The sequence below is a fragment of the Neoroseomonas eburnea genome (assembly GCF_018129005.1).
Lineage (GTDB): Bacteria > Pseudomonadota > Alphaproteobacteria > Acetobacterales > Acetobacteraceae > Neoroseomonas > Neoroseomonas eburnea.
Genome location: NZ_JAAEDL010000007.1, coordinates 22,559 through 42,439 on the forward strand (window position 1 = coordinate 22,559; position 19,881 = coordinate 42,439).

The following is a 19,881-nucleotide window of genomic DNA, read 5'->3' on the forward strand; positions in this document are numbered from 1 at the left end:
CAACGTGGCATTTTCGCCGCGGCGCAGCAACGGAGGCCCGCATGCCATCGCCGGACGACCTCGCCCCGCTGGCGGCGCAGATGACCGCCTGGCGGCGCGATTTCCACCGCCATCCCGAACTCGGCTTCGAGGAGACGCGCACCGCGGGCATCGTCGCCAGCCTGCTGCGCGACTGGGGCATCGCGGTCGAGGAAGGCATCGGCACGACCGGCGTGGTCGGCACCCTGACGGGCACGCGCGCGGCAGGCGGCAACCGCGCCGTCGCGCTGCGCGCCGACATGGATGCGCTGGCGATGCCCGAGGCGACCGGCGCCGCATACGCGAGCGCCACCCAGGGAAAGATGCACGCCTGCGGCCATGACGGGCATACGGCGATGCTGCTCGGTGCCGCGCGCTGGCTCGCGGCGAACCGCGACCGCTTCGGCGGGACGGTGCGCTTCGTCTTCCAGCCGGCCGAGGAAGGCCGCGGCGGCGCGCGACGCATGGTGCAGGAAGGCCTGTTCGACCGTTTCCCCGCCGATGCGGTGTATGGCATGCACAACCTGCCGGGCCTGCCGCTCGGAACGGTCGCGGTGCCCAAGGGGCCGGTACTGGCAAGCTCCGACACCTGGGAAGTCGCCTTCCGCGGCGCCGGCATCCATGGCGCGCGGCCGCATCTCGGCACGGATGCGCCGCTCGCCGCCGCGCAGTTCATCGCCGCCCTGCCGATGATCGTGGCGCGCGAGATCGACCCTCTGCAGGCCGCGGTCCTGTCCGTCGGCCACATGGCCGCCGGCGCGCGGGACGCACCCAACGTCATCCCGGCCGAGGTGTTTCTGTGCGGCACCGCGCGTGCCTTCACGCCGCAGGTGCGCGACCATCTGGAAGCGCGGCTCGCCGCGGTGGCGCACGGGGTGGCCGCCACCTGCCGCGTGCAGGCCGAGCCGCGCTACATCCGCCGCATCTCGCCCACCATCAACCGCGCCGAGCAGGCCGCCATCGCGGTGCAGGCCGCGCGCGCCGCGCTCGGCGATGCGCACGCCATGGACGACCACCCGCCGCTGACACCGGGTGAGGATTTCTCGGAGTTCCTCGCTGAGCGGCCCGGCGCCTTCGTCTGGCTCGGCACCGGCGATCCGGCGCATCCCGAGGGCTTCCACCACAACCCGCATTTCGACTTCAACGACGCGGCGCTGGCGCATGGCGCGGCCTTCTGGTGCTCCCTGGTCGAGACCGAGCTCGGATGAGCCGCCGCGCCTGCCTGATCGACACCGACCCGGGCACCGACGATGCGGTGGCGCTGTGGCTCGCGCTCGCCTCGCCGGAGCTCGACCTGCGGCTGGTCACGGTGGCCGGCGGCAATGTCGGGCTGGAGCAGACGCTGCCCAATGCGCGCGCGATCCTCGGCCTCGCGCGCAGCGGCCTGCCGGTGGTGGCGGGCGCGGACCGGCCGCTGCTGGGTGCCTTCACGGCGGAGACGCGGGTGCATGGCGCCGATGGCCTCGGCGGCGTGGTGCTGCCGGAGGGTCCACCCGCCACGCCCGGCGTCGCCGCGGATGCGATCCGCGACCTGCTGCGGCGGGAGGAACGCGTCACCCTCATCGGCATCGGGCCGGCGACGAACCTCGCCCTGGCGCTGGCGACGGAGCCGGCGCTCGTCGCGCGGGTCGAGGAGATCGTGCTGATGACCGGCGCCTGGGCGGAGGGGAACATCACCCCCTCGGCCGAGTTCAACGCCTGGTCCGACCCCGAGGCCCTGGCGCTGCTGCTGGGCTGCGGCAGGCCGGTGACGCTCGCGACGCTGGAACTGACGGCGCAGGCGCTGGTGACGCCGGCGCGCATCGCCGCGCTGCGGGGGCGGGGCGGCGGCGCATGCCTCGATGCGGCGGCGCGGATCATGGAGGGCGTGCCGCCCTCCCGGCGCTTCGCCCATCGCGGCCATCCGCTGCACGATCCCTGCGCCATCGCCTGGCTGATCGACCCCGGCCTGTTCACCCATCGCGACGTGCATGTGCATGTCGAATGCGCCGGAATCACGCGCGGCCGCACCGTGGTGGATCGCTGGGAGCGCAGTGGCCAGGCGCCGAATGCGCGGCTGCTCGAGACGCTCGACGCCGATGGGTTCTTCGCGCTGCTCGGCGAACGGCTCGCCGCGCTGCCCTGATATCGGCCGAGCCTTCGGCCAAGCCGGCATGGGAGCCCCTGTCTCGCGCGGGGCCGCGCCGCCAGGGCAGATCCCGATCGGGTGGAAACGCCTGATCGGGCGAAGATGCTGGCAAGGAGCAAAGAGGCTGAAGCGGTCTCCGTGAGGTAAGGCGAAGGGGAGCCGCCCCAGCTCCGCGCGCCATGCCGCCGAGCCTCGCCGATGAGGGCATGGTCCACGCTCAGCGGGATCAGTCTCGCGCACTTCACCTTTCCTTAAACCGCGCTTCCTTAGATGTGCAGAAGGGCCCCGTTCGGTGCCCGCGGCGGGTGGCGGGAGACCCCTTGCGGCGGACCGGGATCGCCCGTTGGCTGGCAGGATGCCATGGCCTCCAAACCCCCCCGCGTGCCGGACGGCGCGCGTCCACGGAGACCCGGACATGGTGAGGACGATTGCGGCGCGGATCTCGGCGCTGAAGGCTGACACGCGCGGCGTGACGGCGATGGAATACGGGCTGATCGCAGCCTTCATCGCGGTTGCGATCATCGGTGGCCTGACGTTGCTCGGCGGCAACCTCGACGCGATGCTGAACGGTATCGCCGCGAAGTTCGTGGCGCCGACCTGACGCCGGCGGGGCGGCGAGGGCACGGCTCGCCGCTCCCCTCGCGCCTGCCATCCGCGAGGCGATAAACCCTTCCTTCACGTGGGCCTGGCGATGATCGCTGCAATGGTCCCGTTCCCTGCATCCTCCCTGCCGGAAGCGATCGCCTGGCTGGCCCTTCCTGGGCTTGCCCTTGCCGCGCTGCACGATGTCGCGGTGCGGCGGATCCCGAATGCCCACATAGCCGCCGTCGCGCTGATCGGCCTGCTGCGTCAGGCGGTGTCCGGCGGCCCGATGCTCGCCCTCGGCCTGCTTGCGGCGGGCGCGGTGCTGTTGCTTGCGGGGGCGCTCTGGCTGCGCGGCCTGATGGGTGGCGGCGACGTGAAGCTGCTGGCGGCAGCGGCGCTGCTGGTGCCCGCGGGGCAGGTGGTCGCGCTGCTGCTCGCGGTTGCGCTGGCCGGCGGGTTGCTCTGCCTGCTGCTCCTGCTGTTGCGGGCCGTGCTGCCCCGGCGGGGCGCGCTGCAGGGTTCCTCGGGCGTGCTGCGTCGCGTGCTGCGCTGCGAGGCGTGGCGCATCGGCCGGGGCGCTCCATTGCCTTACGGCGTCGCCATTGCGGCCGGTGCGGCCTTCCTCGTGATCGCGCCGGGGCGTTGAGGCATGGCGCTGCGCCTGGCCCTCATCGTCGTGGTGATCGTGGGGCTGGCCGGCATGGCGGTGCTGGGCGTGCTCGCGCTTGCGCCGCCGCCGCCGCCGCCGAGCATGGCGGCTGCCCCCGCGGCGCCGGTGCGGGTCAGCCTGCTGGTCGCGGAGCGTGCCGTGCAGGCGGGCACGCTGTTGAAGCCGGAGGACCTCGCGGCGCGCGACATCGCGAGCGCCGACATGCCCCTCGGCGGGCTGCGGGATTCGCCCGAGGCGCGGATCGAACTGATCGGCGCCATGGTGCGCCGGACCCTCGCGCCGGGCGATGTGCTGCGGCTCGATGCCGTGCTGCGGCCGGGCGAGAGCGGCTTTCTTGCTGCCGTGCTGGCGCCCGGAATGCGTGCCGTCACCGTCGGTGTCGATGCCGTCACCGGCGCGGCCGGGCTGATCTGGCCGGGCGATCGGGTGGACGTGATCCTGACCCAGGCCTTCGAGGAGAACGACATTGCCCCGGCGCGGCGCGTCGCCGGGGAGACGGTGCTGCCGGCTGCCCGCGTCATCGCCGTGGACCGCCATCTGGTTCAGGGCATGCAGCCGGGCGCTGTGGGGGACTCGCTGCGCGAGAGCAACCGCACCGTGACCATCGAAGTGACGCCCGAGCAGGCGACGCGGGTCGCGGTGGCGACGCGGCTCGGCCGCCTCTCGCTTGCGCTGCGCGCCGCCGGCACGCCGATGGAGGAGCGCGTCGAGCAGCGCCCCGTCTGGGGCGGCGACGTCAGCGGCGCCTTCGCCCCGGCCGGCACCGCGGCCACCGCCGCGGCGGCGGGGGCGGGCGCCAGGATCCGCGTCTTCGGGGGCCCAGGACGGGTCGAGGAGATACAGTTCCGATGAGGAGACGGCCTCAGCGCGTTCCGATCTGGGGCGTGGCGATGCTGGCGCTGTCCGGGCAGGCTGGTGCGCAGGCCCAACCCACGGCGCCGGCCGATCCGGCCGCGTCGCTGCCCGTCGCGCAATCACCGCCCGGACTGCGCGTGGAACGCATGTCGCTCGAGGCCGGTACGGGGCGCGTGCTGGTACTCTCGGCGCCGGCCGCGAGCCTTTTCGCCGCCGATCCGCGCATCGCCGAGATGCGCCCGGCGAGCCCCACCAGCGTTTTCGTCTTCGGTGTCGCGCCGGGGCGCACCACGCTTGCTGCCATGGATGCGGCGGGGCTGCCGCTGGTGCAGTGGGAAGTGACGGTGCGGCCTTCGGCCTTCCTGCTGTCGGACCTGCAATCGGCGCTGCGCCGCTCCTTTCCGGGCAACCGCAGCCTGCGTGTCGAATCCGGGCCGGGCGGGATCATCGTCAGCGGCACGGTCAGCGCGCCGGCGGATGCGGACCGCGCGCAGACGCTGATCCGCTCGCGGCTCGAGAATGAACGCCTGCCGATCGACAACCGCATCTCCGTCACCGGCGTGACGCAGGTGAACCTGCGCGTGCGGGTGGCCGAGGTCTCGCGGGAGGTGACGCGGCAGCTTGGCGTCAACTGGCAGGCGCTCGGTACCATCGGCCGCATCGGGACGCTGATCGGCAGCCCGACCAGCGTGGCGGTGGAGACCTTCAACTTCTCCTTCGATCGCACCGCCCCCTCTGATCGCATCGGCCTTGGCTTCCGCACCGGCAACGAGGCGCTGCGCGACATCAACGCGGTGATCGACGCGCTGGCGCAGGACCGGCTGGTGACCATCCTCGCCGAGCCGAACCTCACGGCGACCTCGGGTGAGACGGCGTCCTTCCTCGCCGGCGGGGAATTCCCCATCCCGGTCAGCCAGCGCGAGAACCAGGTCACCATCGAGTTCAAGCAGTTCGGCGTCGGCCTCGCCTTCGTGCCGACGGTGATGTCGGACGGGCGGATCTCCTTCCGTATCCGCTCGGAGGTCAGCGAGCTGTCCGACCAGGGCGCGGTGCGGCTGCTCTCGGGCAACAACAACACCATCACCGTGCCGGCGCTGACGGTGCGGCGGGCGGAGACGACGGTGGAGCTCGGCTCGGGCCAGGCCTTCGCCATTGCGGGGCTGCTGCAGGATTCGTCGCGCCAGACCGGCCGCGCGCTGCCGGGGGTGGGGGAGGTGCCGATCCTCGGCGCCCTGTTCCGCTCCGACCGCTTCCAGCGCAACGAGACGGAGCTCGTCATCATCATCACGCCCTACCTGGTGCGTCCGGCGGAGAGCCCGCGCGCGGTCGTCGCACCGACCGACGGCTACGTGCCGCCGAACGACGTGGAGCGCATCCTGCTGCTGCGCCAGACCGGCCGTTCGCAGGCCGGGCGTGGCGGCGTGCCATCGCCCCAACGCGGGCTGGCCGGCAACCCCGGCTTCGTCCTGGATTGAGGGAGGCGGGATGCGACACGCGATCCTGCTCCTGGTCCTCCTCGGCGGCTGCGAGGCAATCGATCCCTACACAAGGGCGGGCAACTGGCGGCCGCTCCATGCCAATGAAGCCAATCTTCGTGTCCATGTCGCCGATCCGGCGATGCTCGACCGCGGGATCGACGATCCGCGCTCCGACGGGCAGGTCGCGGCCGCCGCGGTGCATCGCCATCGCAATGACCGGCTGAGGGCGCTGCCGGCCTCGGGCGTGGCGCGGCTGCAGGCGAGCGGGCAGGGCGGTGCCGCCGGCGCCGCGACGGGTGGTGGCGATGGCGGGCGTTGACGGGTCCGACCGGCTCGCCCCCGCCCCGGCGCAGGCCAGCGCGCCGGCCGCCGATCGTGCGCCGCTCATCGCCTTCGTCGCCGATGCGGCGTCCGATGCCGTGCTGCGCGAGACGTTGCTGGCCGAACTCGGGGAAGGTGCGGAAGTCCGGCGCGGCGACGTGTTGGCGGCGACGAAGACACTGAAGCGCAGTGCCACGCCACTGGCGCTGGTGGTGGACGTCTCCGGCGTCGAGCAGCCTCTCACGGCGCTCGAGGAGCTGGCGCTGGTGGTCGAGCCCGACGTGCGTGTGCTGGTCATCGGCGAACGCCAGGACGCGGCCTTCTACCGGCAGCTCACGCGCGGGCTCGGCGTGCTGGAATACCTGTTCAAGCCGCTGACGCAGGAAATGGTGGCGCGGCACCTGCTGCCCTATCTGCGCAGCGGCGCCACCCCGCGCGACATGCACCTGCGCGGCGGGCGCGTCATCACCGTCACCGGCGTGCGCGGCGGGGTGGGAGCGACGACGCTCGCGGCCAACCTGGCCTGGCACCTGGGGGAGGAGGCGCGGCGCCATACCGCGCTGTTCGATGCTGACTTGCATGGCGGGGCGGCGGCGCTGCTGCTCGGCGCGCGCACCACCAACGGGCTGCGTGCCGCGCTCGAACATCCGGAGCGGGTGGACGAGCTCTTCGTCGAGCGCACTGCGCAGCCGGTGGGTGAAAGGCTGCACGTCCTCGCCGCGGAGGAGAATCCGGGCGAAGCCGTGCTGGCCCAGCCCGGCGCCGCGGCGCGGCTCATCGCCATGCTGCGGCGGCGGTACAACTTCGTCGTGGTGGACCTGCCCGCGCGCGGCGCCCCGGCGGCGCGGGAAGTGCTGGACATGGCGCACCAGCGCGTCCTCGTCACCGATGCGAGCCTCGCCGGCGCGCGGGAGATGCTGCGCTATGCCGCCATCCCCAATGCGCCGACGCAGTCGCGGCGCTCCCTGACCGTGCTGAACCGCGCCGGCCAGCCCGGCCTGCTGACGGAAGCGCAGGTGAAGGAGGCACTGGGGGAGGCGCCGGACCTCGTCATCCCTTGGCTGCCCAAGGTCGTTCCACCGGCCGCCGATCTCGGGGAGCCGGCGGCGGCGCGGCGCGGGCCGTTCCGTGCATCGCTGCTGCGGCTGGTGCAGGAGGTCGCCTCGATCCGTGCCGAGGGCGAGCAGGCCGAGAAGCGGGGGATCTTCGCGCGATGGTTCCGCTAGAATTGCCCACCCCCGCCTTCGGGCGGCTGGTCCGCACCGAGGCCCCGGCGCCGGCGCCAGCCACGCCGGCCGAAGCGCCCGCCGCCGGGCCGGCCGCCGCTGCGCCGCCCGCGGCGCTGCTGACGCCGCAGCAGCGCCAGAAGGCGGATCTGCGCGCGATCTGCCTCGCGCGCATCGACCCGGCCTCGGTTGCCGCCCTGCCGCAGGAGGCGCTCTTCGCCGAGGTCGAGCGCATGATCGCCGAGATCGCCGACGGCCAGCGCATCGGCCTGTCCGCGCGCGAGCAGCGCGAGGTCGCGGCCGAGCTTGTGGACGACATGCTCGGCCTCGGCCCGCTCGCGCCGCTGCTGGAGGACGAGACCGTCACCGACATCATGGTGAACGGTCCCTTCCGCGTCTTCATCGAGCAGAAGGGGCGGCTGACGCTGTCGAACGTGCGGTTCCGCGACGGCACGCACCTCGCCGGCATCGCGCAGCGCATCGCGGCGCAGGTCGGCCGCCGCATCGACGAGAGCAGCCCGATGGTCGATGCCCGCCTGCCGGACGGCAGCCGCGTGAACATCATCTTCCCGCCGCTCTCGCTGCTGGGGCCCTGCCTGTCGATCCGCAAATTCGCCAAGCGGAAGATCGACTTCCAGCAGATGGTACAGAATGGGTCGGTCGCGCCGGCCATGGCGCGCATCCTGGAGGTGGCGGCGCGGTCGCGGCTCAACATCATCGTCTCGGGCGGCACGGGCTCGGGCAAGACGACGATGCTGAACGCCCTGTCGCGGCTGATCGACCCGACGGAACGCATCGTCACCTGCGAGGACGCGGCGGAGCTGCAACTCCAGCAGCCGCATGTCATCCCGCTGGAGACCCGGCCAGCCAACCTCGAAGGGCGCGGGGAGGTGACGCAGCGCGACCTGGTGAAGAACGCGCTCCGCATGCGGCCCGACCGCATCATCCTCGGCGAGTGCCGCGGTGCCGAGGCCTTCGACATGCTGCAGGCGATGAACACCGGCCATGACGGGTCGATGTCCACCATCCATGCCAACACCACGCGCGACGCGGTGACGCGCATCGAGAACATGGTGCTGATGGGCCAGACCAGCCTGCCGGCGCGCGCCATCCGTCAGCAGATCGTCTCCGCCGTCGATCTCATCGTGCAGATCGAGCGCATGCGCGACGGCGTCCGCCGCGTCACCCAGCTCACCGAGGTCTGTGGGCTGGAAGGCGAGGTCGTCGTCCTCAACGACATCTTCCAGTGGGAATACGAGGGCGAGGAGCCGGGCGGGAAGCTGCGCGGCAGCTATCGCGTCAGCCGCGCACGGCCGGCCTTCGCGCCGCGGCTCGCCTATTTCGGCCTCGACCGCGCCTGGTTCTCGGCGCTGGGGGAGGCCGGCGAGTGAGCGGCCTCGCCGCCCTGCTGCTGGCGCTGCTGCTCGGCATCGGGCTGGCGCTGTGGGGGCTGCACAGCGCCGGCAGCAAGGGCCAGGGGCGACGCCTCGCGGCGCGCTTCGCGGCCTATTCGCTGCCCCATGCGCGGGTGCGCATGACGAGCCGCCTCGCGCAGCGCCCCCCGCAGGCGAGTTGGCTGCGGATCCCGGAGCCCCTGGAACGCCGCCTCTCGGCCCTGTTCGGCTGGGATGCGGAACGGCTCGACCAGTATCCGCTGGCACCGCCGCTGATCGTGCTGCTCGCCGCGCTGCCGGTGATGATCGGCGGGGCCTATGCCGTCTCGCTCTTCGGGCCGCTGGGGTGGGTCGGCACGATCCTCGGCTGGATCGGCCTCGCGCGTTGGGTCTTCGCCGCGGCGCATCGGCGGCGGGCGGACGCGCTGTACCGACAGTTGCCGGATGCGCTCGGCATGGTGGTGCGGGCGGTGCGCGCCGGCATTCCCGTGGTCGAGGCACTGCGCACCGTCGGCAGGGAGATACCTGAGCCCACCGGCGACGAGTTCCGGCGCATGTCGGACCAGCTCGCCATCGGCATCCCGATGGAGGAGGCGCTGCGCCGGCTGGCGCGACGCTCGGGCCTCGCGGAGTATCGCTTCTTCGCGGTTGCCCTGACCTTGCAGAACACGGCCGGCGGCAATCTGACGGAGACGCTCGACAACCTCGCCGACGTGGTGCGCAAGCGGGTGGCCACGCGCCAGCGCGGCCATGCGCTCGCCAGCCAGGCGCGGGCGAGCGCCTATGTACTCTCGGCCGTGCCGGTCTTTGCCGCTGCCGCCCTGCTGCTGATCAACCCGCGCTACGTGCTGGTGCTGTTCCAGGACCAGCGCGGGAACATGGTGCTCGGCTTCGCCATCGCGTCGCTGGCGACCGGGCTCGGCACGATGAAGGCGATCATCCGGCGGAGCCTGGCATGAGCCGCGCGCAGCTCCTGCAGGCGGGCTTCGCGGTGCTGGCGGCGATGCTGCTGTGCGTCGCCATGCTGCTGCCGCGGCTGCGTCGGGCGGAGCGGCTGCAGGGCAGGATCGCGGCATTGCGCGGCCTCACGGCGGGTCAGCGGCCGGTGGACGTGCCCCTGCCGCAGCGCGTGGCGCGCGCGGTCGGCCAGGCGGTGCTGGCGAGCGGCATCGTCAAGGGCGAGACGCTGGCGGAGCTCCAGCGCACCGTGCTGGCCGCCGGCTTCCGTGGCGCGCGCGCGGTCGCGGTCTTCATCGGCGCCAAGGTCATGCTGATGGTGTCGCTGCCGCTGGCGATGCTGCCGCTTTCGGCGGGATCCGCGCCGATGCTGCGCAACCTCCTGGTGGCCGGCGCCGCGGTCGCCGGGCTCGTGCTGCCGGACATGGTGCTGCGCCGCATGAAGGAGGCGCATGCGCGGCAGGTGGAGCGCGGCCTCGCCGATGCGCTCGACCTGATGGTGATCTGCGCCGAGGCTGGCCTGCCGCTCGAGGGCGCGGTCGAACGCGTCGCCGCCGAGATGCAGGAGGCGAACCGCGCCGTCGCCGCGGAATTCGCCAATGTCGGCACCGAGCTGCGCATCCTGTCCGACCGGCGCCAGGCCCTGCAGAACATGGGCGATCGCACGGGGCTGGAATCGCTGCGCCGCCTCGGCGGCACGCTGGCGCAGACGCTGCAATACGGCACGCCGCTGTCGCAGGCGTTGCGCACCCTCTCCACCGAACTGCGGCACGAGACGCTGATGCGCTTCGAGGCGCGCGCGGCACGGCTGCCGGCACTGCTCACCCTGCCGACCATCGCGTTCATCCTGCCCTGCATCTTTCTCATCGTCGGCGGACCCGCCGTGCTGCGGGTGCTCGACATCGCCGCGCGCCCCTGAGCCGAAGGAGTTGGCCCCATGCGCAAGACCCTGCCTTCCGTCCTCCTCGCCGGGCTCCTCGCCGCCTGCGGCAGCGCGGGCCAGGCTGAACCCGATCAGCGGCTGCGCGTCGCCAGCGCCGCGCTGGCCACCGGCAATCCCGGCGCGGCGATCGGCATCGCCGGCACCCTCGCCGCCGAGAACCCGGGCGACGCGGCGGCGCAGCTTCGCCATGCCGAGATGCTCGCCGAGGCGGGGCGCTGGCAGGAAGCGGTTCAGGCCTATGACCGCGCGGTGCGCGCCGACGGAACCTCGCGACTGGCGCGGCTCGGGCTTGGCCGGGCTCGATTGCGCGGCGGCGACGTCGCCGGCGCGGAGGCCTCCTTCCGCGAGGCGATCGCCGCCCTGCCGCGGGAGCCCGGGGCGCAGAGCGGCCTCGGCGTCACCCTCGATCTCCAGGGGCGCCACGAGGAGGCGCAGGCGGCCTATCGCGCGGCACTCGCGCTCGACCCGGCCCATGCCGGGGCGCGGACCAACCTGGCGCTGTCGCTGACGCTTTCGGGTCATGGGCAGGAGGCCGTCCGCATGCTGGAGACGGTGGCGCGCGCGCCGCAGGCGACGCCGCGCCAGCGGCACAACCTCGCCCTCGCCTATGCCGCTGCGGGGGATGCGCCGCGCGCGGCGGAGATGATGGCCCCCGAACTCGGGGAGGACAGCCGGGACGCGGCAGCCGCCTGGCGCGCCGCGCTGGCGGGGTCATGACGCGCCCGCGGCGGGCGCGCCGGTGCCGGCGCGGCGCGATCGTACTGGAATTCGCGCTGACGGGGCCGATGCTGCTGGCGCTGATGATGACGGTGCTGGAAGGCGCCTGGCAGGCGCTGACCGCCGCGACGCTCGACGTCGGCGCGCGGGAGGCGAGCCGCTTCGGCGCCACCGGCGCGGCCGCGCCGGACTGGCTGCCACCGCCGGCGCCGGCGACGCGGGAAGAAGCGGTGCGCCGCATCGTCCTGCATTACGGCCCCCACGTCCTGCACCAGGACCGGCTGAGCATCACCGTCGCCGCCTATGCCGGCCCGGCCGCTCTCGGCACGCCAGGCGCGGCACAGGCGGGCGCGGGCGAGGCCGGGCAGACGGTGCTCTACGACCTCAGCTACCAGCAACCCTTCCTCACGCCGGTGCCGGCGCTGATGCTCGGGCGATCCTCGCTCGAACACCGCTCGCGGATGATCGTGCGCAATGAGCCCTTTCCGCCCGGCTGACCGCCGCCGGCGCGGTTCGGTGGCGCTCGAGTTCACGCTCGTCGCGCCGATCCTGGCGCTGCTTGGCCTCGCGGTGCTTGACGTGGTGGATTTCCTGCGCGTTTCGCTCCGTCTGGAGCGCACGGCCGGGGAGACCGCGAACGTCGTCGCCCAGTACCAGGTCCTGCGGGAGGCGGATTTCGCGACGCTGTTCGATCTCGCCGCCCGCATCGCCGCACCCTACCGGGTGACGGATACGGACGGGGTGGTGGTGATCTCCGGACTTGCCAATCAGGGCTCGGGGCCCGTCGTGCTGTGGCAGCGGCGGGCCGGGTCCTCCGGCTATGCCAGTACCTTCGGCGCGCAGGGCGGGAGCGCCACCATTCCGCGCGGTTCCGCGGATCTCTCCCTCGCCGTCGGGCAGGGCGCGGTGGTGACGGAGGTATTCTACGTCCGCGAGCCCTGGCTGCTGTCCGGGCGGTTCCTCGCGGGCGAGCCCTTCACCCGCCTGCAGTCCTTCGCCCTGCAGCGGCCGCGCATGGTTTCGATCCTGCGGGTCTCCGCGCCATGACGAGGTTGCGCCGCCTGCTGCGGGACCGCCGCGGCGCCGTTGCCATGCTGGCCGGGCTAGCCGCCATCCCACTGCTGGCCATGGCCGGCGCGGCGATCGACCTGACGCGGCTCTACCTGCTGCATTCGCGCTTGGTGACGGCGGTGGACGCCGCCGCGCTGGCGGGTGCGCGAGTGATCAACGAGCTCGATCGCGACGTCCAGATCCAGCGCTGGTTCTGGGCGAATTTCACCCGCGAGGCGGCGGGGCAGACTACCGGCTATCTCGGTGCCGAGGTCACCTCCTTCACCATTTCGGTCGATGAGACGAGCCGCATGGTGCGCGTGCATGTCCGCGCCGCGCTGCCCACCACCGTGCTGCGCCTGTTCGGCCAGAACGTGCTGGTCGCCAGCGTCGATCAGGCGGCGCGGCGGCAGGACCGCGGCATGGAGCTGGCGCTGGTGCTCGACGTCACCGGCTCGATGGCGGGCACGCAGATGACGGCGCTGCGGGATTCCGCGGCCGAGCTCGTCAACATCCTCTACGGGCCGAACGAGACGGTGCCGAATTTCTGGGTCTCGGTGGTGCCCTATACCTCGATGGTGAATCTCGGGCGGGGGCGCACGGCCTGGCTCGCTTCGGGCAGCCTCAATGCCTCCGCCTATGGCAGCACCGTCTGGCGCGGCTGCGTGCAGGCGCGATCGGACAATGGGGAGGACGAGACCGACACGCCACCGACCGCTGCGCCTTTCCGGCCGTTTCTGTGGCCGTCCACCTATGGCCGCTACAGCCCGAACCGCGGCGACAACGAGTGGACCAACAGCACCATCACCGAGCCCAATCCGGAGAACCCGCCCAGCGATTCCGCGCAGAACAGCCTCGGCAACAACGCCAAGGGGCCGAATCTCGGCTGCGGGCGCGCCATCCTGCCGCTGACGGCACAGCGCAGCATCGTGCTGAACGAGATCGCCAATCTCCGCGCGACGCATCGCGGCGGTACCATGGCCAATCTCGGCCTGCAGATGGGCTGGGCGACACTGTCGCCGCGCTGGCAGGGTTTGTGGGGCACGGCGGGCCTGCCGCAGGACTACGACACACCGTACATGGACAAGGTCCTGGTCCTGATGACCGACGGCAACAACGAATGGTACGACTGGCCGGAGGGCGCGCCCGGCGCCTGCCGCACCAGCGGCAGCAACGCGCCCTGCCGCAGCAGCTACGTCAGTGACGGCGACGCCGACATGACCGCCTATGGCCGCTTGCGGGAGAATCGGCTGGGGCTGTCCAGCATCAGCAACGCAAATGCGCGCAACGAGATCAGCGCCCGCATGGCGCGACTGTGCACCCGCATCAAGGCGACCGGCGTGATACTCTACACCATCACCTTCAATGTCTCCTCCAGCTCGACGCAGGATCTCTACCGGAGCTGCGCGACACAGCCGGAATACTACTTCAACAGTCCGGATGCCGCTGCGCTGCAGGCCGCCTTCCGGGAGATCGCGGGGCAGCTCGCCAATCTCCGCCTCGTGCGCTGATGCCGTGCGCCGCGATGCGGGATTTCACAGGGCGCCGGGCGCACCGCAGATCGGCGGGTGGCGATCGGCGACAGGCCGTTGCGGATGTTGCCCGTCGGGATCGACGCCTTCCCGAGCGCGGAATTCGGTCGCCGTGCAGCGGTGGTGCGCCAGGCCGCGATCGGCCCGGACGGCCGCCCTCCGCGCGTTGACGGCCTTCGCGACCCGGGCCTAGCGTCGCGCTCCGCCAGGAGGGGAGAGCGCGATGAAACTGCCGGGCCACGGGCGCTACGCCCATAGTGCCATTCCGCAGCGGCCCCCCTATGAATGGCCGAACGGCACGCGGCTCGCGCTCGTGGTGTGCAACAACATCGAGGCCTTCGCCTATCGCGGGGGCCTCGGGTCCGACAGCACCGGCGGGCCGGCGGTGCAGAACCAGCGCAACTACGCCTGGCGCGACTATGGCAACCGCGTCGGTCTGTGGAACATGCTCGACATGCTGGACGAGCTCGGCATCCCCTGTGCCCACAACGTCAACGGCGCGGTGCTCGATGCCTGCCCGGAGATCGCCCCGGCGCTGAAGGTGCGCGGCGATGAGTTCATCGGCCACGGCCGCACCAACGCCGAGCGCCAGGACATCCTGTGGGAGGAGGATGAGCGCCGCCTGATCGCCGAAAGCCGCGACGCCATCATCCGCCATGCCGGCGTGGCGCCGCAGGGCTGGCTCGGGCCCTACATCGCGCAGTCGGCGGTAACGCTCGATCTGCTGAAGGAGGAAGGCTTCTCCTACGTGATGGACTGGCCGGCGGACGACCAGCCCTTCTGGATGACGACGCGTGCCGGGCCTATACTGTCGGTTCCCTATTCGATCGAGCTGAACGACAGCCCGGCGCAGGTCTTTCGGCAGCACACCGGTCGGCAATTCGCCGAGATGATCGTCGACCAGTTCGACGAGATGCTGGAACAGTCGCGCAGGCGGCCGCTGGTGTGCTCGGTTGTGCTGCACCCCTTCATCGTCGGCCAGCCGTTCCGCCTGCGGGCGCTGCGGAATGCGCTGCGGCACATCCTGTCGCATCGGGAGCGACTGTGGGTGACGCGGCCAGGCGCGTTGGCGCGCTATGCCGCCACCCTGCCGAAGGGGGTCGTGCCGGGATCGGAGATGCTGCCGTGAGCGGGTCCGATGATCGGAGGGCGCAGGCGTCACGGACGCCGAGCATCGGAGATCCGAATCGGCACCACCAGACCACGGGCCGCTCCGATGACCCGAGGGCACTGACGCCGGGCACCGCAGGCCCGGACCGGATTGCCGTGCTCGACGAGGAAGCCGGCCGCACCCGCGACTTCGCCGGCTACGGCCGGAACCCGCCCGACCCGCGCTGGCCGGGTGGCGCGCATGTCGTCTGCAACTTCGTGATCAACTACGAGGAGGGCGGTGAGGCCGCCGTGCCCGATGGCGACCCCAACAGCGAGAATGCACTGACCGAGGGCAGCACCGCGCCCGTGAAGGGCCGCGACCTCGCGGCGGAATCCATGTTCGCCTATGGCAGCCGTGCCGGCTTCTGGCGTCTGCACCGCATCTTCACGAAGCGCGGCCTTCCCTGCACCGTCTTTGCCGTGGCCCGCGCGCTGGAACGGAACCCGGAAGCCTGTGCCGCGATGCGCGAGGCCGGCTGGGACGTGGCCGCCCACGGCTTGCGGTGGGAGATGCACAACGCCTTCGACGAGGCGACGGAACGTCAGCGAATCTCGGACGCCACCGCGCTGATCGCGCGCTGCATCGGCGAACGGCCCGCCGGCTGGTACACCCGCTACGCGCCGTCTCTGCACACGCGCCGCCTGCTGCTGGAAGCCGGCTACGAATACGACAGCGACGCCTATGACGACGAGATCCCGTATTGGGTGAAGTGCGCGGGGCGCGACGTGCTTGTGGTGCCCTATTCGCTGGTGCACAACGACGTGCGGTTTCCGCGCATGGGCATGACTTCCGGCACGGAATACTTCGACTACATGCGCGACGCGATCGAATGCGTGCTGCGGGAGGACCCGCCGCGCATGCTCTCCTTCGGCCTGCACAACCGCATCATCGCGCATCCGGGGCGCGCCATGGGCCTGGCGAAACTGCTCGACTGGATCGCCAACCACCCGCGCGTCGCGGTGATGCGCCGCGTGGACATCGCCCGCCACTGGCGCAAGGAACATCCGCCCAAATGACGCGTGACCTCCCGACCTGGCGTTCGCTGCTCTACGTCCCGGCGAGCGCGGAGAAGTTCGTCGCGAAGGCGCATGAGCGCGGCGCGGATGCGGTGATCCTGGACCTCGAGGATGGTGTCGCGCCGGATGCCAAGGCGGCGGCGCGTGCGGGATTGCCGGCCTCCGTCGCCAGCGTGCGGCGGAACGGCGCCGATGTGCTGGTGCGCATCAACCGCCCGCTGCGCATGGCGGTGCAGGACATCGCCGCCGCGGTCGCCGCCGGGGCGGATGCACTGATCTGCACCAAGATGATGGGCGCGGACCATGTGCGGTTGCTGTCCGAACTGACGGCGGAATCGGAAGCCGAGGCCGGGCGCCCGATCGGGTCCGTCCGCTTCGTCGTGCTCGTGGAGGACGCGCCAGCGCTCGCCCACGCGCAAGCCATCGCCGGGGCCGATCCGCGCGTGGTGGCGCTTGGCGTGGGTGGGGAGGACCTGGCGACGGACCTCGGCGCGGAGCCGACCCCGGATGCGCTGGACCTGCCCAAGCGCATGGGGCTGGTGGCGGCGCGGGCGGCTGGCGTGCTGCCGCTCGGCTTCATCGGGACGGTAGCGGGGCTGAACGACCTCGACGGCTACCGCGCCATGCTGCGGCGGTCGCGCGCCATCGGCTTTGCCTGCGCGTCCTGCGTGCATCCTTCCCAGGTGCCGATCATCAACGAGGAATACGGCGCCCGGCCAGAAGAAGTGGAGCGCGCGAAGCGACTGGTCGCGGCCTTCGAGGCGGCGCTGACAGAAGGGAAGGGGGCGGTCGCCTTCGAAGGCAACATGATCGACAAGCCGATCGTCGACCGCGCGCGCAAGCTGATCGCGCGGGCGGGCTAACCCATGAGGAGGCTTCGCCCCTCGCGCTCCCCCACCAAGGGCGGAAGGGCCCTTGGAACCCCCTCACACCACGGCCGTCATGCCGCCATCGACGTACAGCAGATGGCCATGGACGAAGTCCGACGCCGGCGCGGCGAGAAAGACCGTGGCACCCACCAGCTCCTCCACCTTGCCCCAGCGGCCGGCGGGCACGCGTTTGCAGAGCCAGTCGGTGAACTCGGCATTGTTCACCAGCGCGCCCGTCAACTCGGTGTCGTAGTAGCCTGGCGCCACGCCGTTCACGTTCACTCCATGCCTCGCCCATTCGGCACACAGCGTGCGCGTCAGCATCCGCAGCGCGCCCTTGCTGGCCGCATAGGGCGCGATGGTCGGCCGGCCGAGCTCGCTCTGCACGGAGCAGATCGTGACGATCTTGCCCTTGCCGCGCGCGACCATCCGCTTTCCCGCCGCCTGGCAGCAGTACCAGACGCCGTCGAGGTTGGTGGCCAGCACCTCCCGCCAGGTCTCGGGCGGCATCTCGACGGACGGCATGCGGCGCATGATGCCGGCATTCGCCACCAGGATGTGCAGCGGGCCGTGGGCGGCCTCGATCGCCGCAATGCCGGCCTCCACGGCCTTGGGGTCTGTCACGTCGAAGGCGGCGGTCTCGGACGCGATGCCCACCTCGGCCAACCTTGCCTGGGCGGCGACGAGCTTCGTCGGATCGCGGCCGTTCAGCACCACGACTGCCCCCGCCTCGGCCAGTCCCCTGGCCAGGGCGTAGCCGATCCCCTGGCTGGATCCGGTCACCAGGGCGAGCCGCCCGGTCAGGTCGAACAGCGCACGCGACATCGGCGTCTCCCCCTGTAAGATCGCCATCAAAGGCAGGAGCGGTTTCCGTTCGCCTTGGCCCACGGCAACCGCTCCAGCCATTGTTTTGGCGAGCATCTTTACCCGATCAGATGATTTCACCTGATCGGGATCTGCTCTAGGGGGGAGGCACACGCATGGACAAGCCGGGGCTCCTGGTGGTGGGCGTGCTGCCCGATTGGGACCTGCAGGCGCTCGCGCGCCGCTTCACGCTGCACCTGCTCTATGAGGCATCCGACCGCGCCGCCTTCCTCGCGCAGCACGGGCCGTCGGTCCGCGCCATCGCGACCAAGGGCGAGCTCGGCGCCGACGCGGCGATGATGGATGCCTGCCCGGAGGCGAGGATCATCGCCTGCTATGGCGTCGGCGTGGACGCCATAGACCTTGCGGCGGCCCGCGCGCGCCGCGTTGCCGTGACCAACACGCCCGATGTGCTGACCGAGGACGTGGCCGACATGGCCTTCGCCCTGCTGCTGGCGACGGCGCGGGCGATTCCGGAGGGCGACGCCTATGTCCGCTCCGGCACCTGGGCGCGGCAGGGGCCGATGCGCCTCGCGACGCGGGTCTGGGGCAAGCGGCTTGGCATCGTCGGGCTGGGGCGCATCGGGCGGGCCATCGCGCGGCGGGCGGAAGGCTTTGGCATGTCGATCGCCTACAGCGGCCGGACCAGGAAGGAATTGCCCTACGCCTTCCATCCCGATCCTGCCGCGCTCGCGCCGCATGCGGAGATCTTCATCGTCTCGGCCGCCGGAGGCGCGGCGACGGCGGGGCTCGTGGACCGCGCGGCGATCGAGGCGCTCAACCCCGGCAGCATCTTCATCAATGTCTCGCGCGGGTCGGTGGTGGATGAGGCGGCATTGATCGCCGCCATCCGCTCCGGCCGGATCGCGGCGGCGGGGCTCGACGTGTTCCACAACGAGCCTGCCATCGACCCGGTCTTCGCGACCTTCCCGAATGTCGTGCTGTCCCCGCACCAGGCCTCCGGCACGGTGGAGACACGCAAGGCCATGGGCGCGCTGATGCGCGAGAACCTGGAGGCCCATTTCGACGGCCGCCCGCTGCCGACGCCGGTGGCGTGATGCGCGCCGTCGTCATCCATCCGCCGCACGATCTTCGCGTCGAGGATCGCGCCGTCGCCGATCCGGGCCCGGGCCAGGTGCGCGTTGCCGTCCGCGCCGGCGGCATCTGCGGGTCGGACCTGCACTACTACCAGCATGGCGGCTTCGGCACGGTGCGGGTGAAGCACCCGATGGTACTGGGGCATGAGGTGGCCGGGCTGGTGGATGCCGTCGGCGCCGGCGTGACGGGGATCGCGCCGGGGCAGGCGGTGGCGGTGAATCCTTCGTTGCCCTGCGGCGCGTGCCTCTATTGCCAGGCGGGAGAACAGCAGCACTGCCTGGAGATGCGCTTCTACGGCAGCGCAATGCGCGATCCTCATGTCGATGGCGGCTTCCGCGAGGCCCTGGTCTGCGAGGCCGCGCAGGCGGTCCCGCTGCCGGAGGGGCTGGATATCGCCACGGCCGCCTTCGCCGAACCGCTCTCCGTCTGCCTGCATGCGGTGCGCCAGGCGGGGCCGCTGCTGGGCCGCCGCGTGCTGGTGACGGGGGCCGGCCCGATCGGCGCGCTGACCATCGCCGCGGCCCGGTTGGCCGGCGCGCGGGAGATCGTGGCGACGGACCTCTCGGCGGCGCCGGAAGGGGTGGCGCGGAGGATGGGCGCGGATCGCTTCGTCGCGGTCGGCGGCGCGGCCGGTGCGCTGGCGCCCTATGCCGCGCGCAAGGGCTGGTTCGACGTGGCCTTCGAGGCCTCCGGCAGCCCCGCCGCCCTGCTCGGCATCCTGCCCGTGCTGCGGCCGCGCGGGACCATCGTGCAGATCGGCGTCGGCGGCGATGCGGCGGTGCCGCTCTCGGTGCTCGCCGCGAAGGAGATCACCTGGCGCGGCACCTTCCGCTTCCACGAGGAATTCGCGCTGGCGGTCGAGATGCTGGCCCGTCGTGCCGTGGATGTCGCGCCCCTGCTGACCGCCCAATTCCCGGTGGAGCGCGCGCGCGACGCCTTCGACCTCGCCGCCGACCGCTCCCGCGCCATGAAGGTGCAACTGTCCTTTTGACGTCCCCGCGGGGTCC

The 19,881-nt window shown here is 72.0% G+C and carries 21 protein-coding genes; 20 read left to right on the forward strand and 1 reads right to left on the reverse strand.

Annotation, left to right across the window (positions count from 1 at the left end; all coding sequences use genetic code 11):
- Positions 1-41 precede the first annotated feature (41 nt).
- The 18 genes from GXW74_RS08740 to GXW74_RS08825 all read left to right on the forward strand — a co-directional run bounded on the left by GXW74_RS08740 (position 42) and on the right by GXW74_RS08825 (position 16,906).
- The gene (locus GXW74_RS08740; RefSeq protein ID WP_246523105.1) at positions 42-1,226 is read left to right on the forward strand and encodes an amidohydrolase; all 1,185 of its coding nucleotides are present in this window, start codon (positions 42-44) and stop codon (positions 1,224-1,226) included.
- Positions 1,223-2,143, forward strand: a complete 921-nt coding sequence (locus GXW74_RS08745; protein ID WP_211846109.1) for a nucleoside hydrolase — start codon at positions 1,223-1,225, stop codon at positions 2,141-2,143. The genes GXW74_RS08740 and GXW74_RS08745 overlap by 4 nt, the downstream gene beginning before the upstream one ends.
- Before the next feature lie 418 nt (positions 2,144-2,561).
- On the forward strand, positions 2,562-2,747 hold the full coding sequence (locus GXW74_RS08750) for a Flp family type IVb pilin (protein WP_211846110.1): 186 nt from the start codon (positions 2,562-2,564) through the stop codon (positions 2,745-2,747).
- A 102-nt stretch (positions 2,748-2,849) separates the two neighbouring features.
- Positions 2,850-3,377, forward strand: a complete 528-nt coding sequence (locus tag GXW74_RS08755; RefSeq protein WP_211846111.1) for a prepilin peptidase — start codon at positions 2,850-2,852, stop codon at positions 3,375-3,377.
- A gap of 3 nt (positions 3,378-3,380) precedes the next feature.
- A complete protein-coding gene (cpaB, locus tag GXW74_RS08760; RefSeq protein ID WP_211846112.1) occupies positions 3,381-4,253 on the forward strand; it encodes a Flp pilus assembly protein CpaB in 873 nt (290 codons plus the stop codon).
- The gene (locus GXW74_RS08765; protein WP_211846113.1) at positions 4,250-5,731 is read left to right on the forward strand and encodes a type II and III secretion system protein family protein; all 1,482 of its coding nucleotides are present in this window, start codon (positions 4,250-4,252) and stop codon (positions 5,729-5,731) included. Before cpaB ends, GXW74_RS08765 begins: the two co-directional genes overlap by 4 nt.
- A 10-nt stretch (positions 5,732-5,741) precedes the next feature.
- Positions 5,742-6,053, forward strand: coding sequence for a hypothetical protein (locus tag GXW74_RS08770; RefSeq protein ID WP_211846114.1), 312 nt, complete (start codon positions 5,742-5,744; stop codon positions 6,051-6,053).
- Positions 6,040-7,281, forward strand: a complete 1,242-nt coding sequence (locus GXW74_RS08775; protein ID WP_211846115.1) for an AAA family ATPase — start codon at positions 6,040-6,042, stop codon at positions 7,279-7,281. Before GXW74_RS08770 ends, GXW74_RS08775 begins: the two co-directional genes overlap by 14 nt.
- Positions 7,269-8,672 carry a CpaF family protein gene (locus GXW74_RS08780; protein WP_211846116.1) on the forward strand — a complete coding sequence of 468 codons (1,404 nt, stop codon included), beginning with the start codon at positions 7,269-7,271 and terminating at the stop codon, positions 8,670-8,672. Before GXW74_RS08775 ends, GXW74_RS08780 begins: the two co-directional genes overlap by 13 nt.
- Positions 8,669-9,634, forward strand: a complete 966-nt coding sequence (locus tag GXW74_RS28600) for a type II secretion system F family protein (protein WP_211846117.1) — start codon at positions 8,669-8,671, stop codon at positions 9,632-9,634. Before GXW74_RS08780 ends, GXW74_RS28600 begins: the two co-directional genes overlap by 4 nt.
- Positions 9,631-10,551, forward strand: coding sequence for a type II secretion system F family protein (locus GXW74_RS08790; RefSeq protein ID WP_246523106.1), 921 nt, complete (start codon positions 9,631-9,633; stop codon positions 10,549-10,551). The genes GXW74_RS28600 and GXW74_RS08790 overlap by 4 nt, the downstream gene beginning before the upstream one ends.
- An 18-nt stretch (positions 10,552-10,569) precedes the next feature.
- Positions 10,570-11,292, forward strand: coding sequence for a tetratricopeptide repeat protein (locus tag GXW74_RS08795; RefSeq protein ID WP_211846118.1), 723 nt, complete (start codon positions 10,570-10,572; stop codon positions 11,290-11,292).
- Positions 11,289-11,789, forward strand: a complete 501-nt coding sequence (locus GXW74_RS08800; RefSeq protein ID WP_211846119.1) for a TadE family protein — start codon at positions 11,289-11,291, stop codon at positions 11,787-11,789. The genes GXW74_RS08795 and GXW74_RS08800 overlap by 4 nt, the downstream gene beginning before the upstream one ends.
- Positions 11,767-12,339: a TadE/TadG family type IV pilus assembly protein gene (locus GXW74_RS08805; RefSeq protein WP_211846120.1), complete on the forward strand. Its 573-nt coding sequence runs from the start codon at positions 11,767-11,769 to the stop codon at positions 12,337-12,339. The genes GXW74_RS08800 and GXW74_RS08805 overlap by 23 nt, the downstream gene beginning before the upstream one ends.
- On the forward strand, positions 12,336-13,853 hold the full coding sequence (locus tag GXW74_RS08810) for a pilus assembly protein TadG-related protein (RefSeq protein ID WP_211846121.1): 1,518 nt from the start codon (positions 12,336-12,338) through the stop codon (positions 13,851-13,853). The genes GXW74_RS08805 and GXW74_RS08810 overlap by 4 nt, the downstream gene beginning before the upstream one ends.
- 244 nt (positions 13,854-14,097) lie before the next feature.
- The gene (locus tag GXW74_RS08815; RefSeq protein ID WP_211846122.1) at positions 14,098-15,003 is read left to right on the forward strand and encodes a polysaccharide deacetylase family protein; all 906 of its coding nucleotides are present in this window, start codon (positions 14,098-14,100) and stop codon (positions 15,001-15,003) included.
- Positions 15,004-15,140: 137 nt separating this feature from the next.
- Entirely contained in the window at positions 15,141-16,043 is a 903-nt protein-coding gene (locus GXW74_RS08820; protein WP_211846123.1) for a polysaccharide deacetylase family protein, read from the forward strand.
- A complete protein-coding gene (locus tag GXW74_RS08825; protein WP_211846124.1) occupies positions 16,040-16,906 on the forward strand; it encodes an HpcH/HpaI aldolase/citrate lyase family protein in 867 nt (288 codons plus the stop codon). Before GXW74_RS08820 ends, GXW74_RS08825 begins: the two co-directional genes overlap by 4 nt.
- 63 nt (positions 16,907-16,969) lie before the next feature.
- On the opposite strand, the gene GXW74_RS08830 is transcribed toward GXW74_RS08825, so the two are convergent.
- Positions 16,970-17,737 (reverse strand): SDR family oxidoreductase, encoded by a 768-nt coding sequence (locus tag GXW74_RS08830; RefSeq protein WP_211846125.1) that lies wholly within the window; start codon positions 17,735-17,737, stop codon positions 16,970-16,972.
- A 155-nt stretch (positions 17,738-17,892) separates the two neighbouring features.
- On the opposite strand from GXW74_RS08830, the gene GXW74_RS08835 reads away from it, so the two are divergent.
- The gene (locus GXW74_RS08835; protein ID WP_211846126.1) at positions 17,893-18,834 is read left to right on the forward strand and encodes a 2-hydroxyacid dehydrogenase; all 942 of its coding nucleotides are present in this window, start codon (positions 17,893-17,895) and stop codon (positions 18,832-18,834) included.
- On the forward strand, positions 18,834-19,865 hold the full coding sequence (locus GXW74_RS08840) for an L-idonate 5-dehydrogenase (protein WP_211846127.1): 1,032 nt from the start codon (positions 18,834-18,836) through the stop codon (positions 19,863-19,865). Before GXW74_RS08835 ends, GXW74_RS08840 begins: the two co-directional genes overlap by 1 nt.
- Positions 19,866-19,881: the final 16 nt, after the last annotated feature.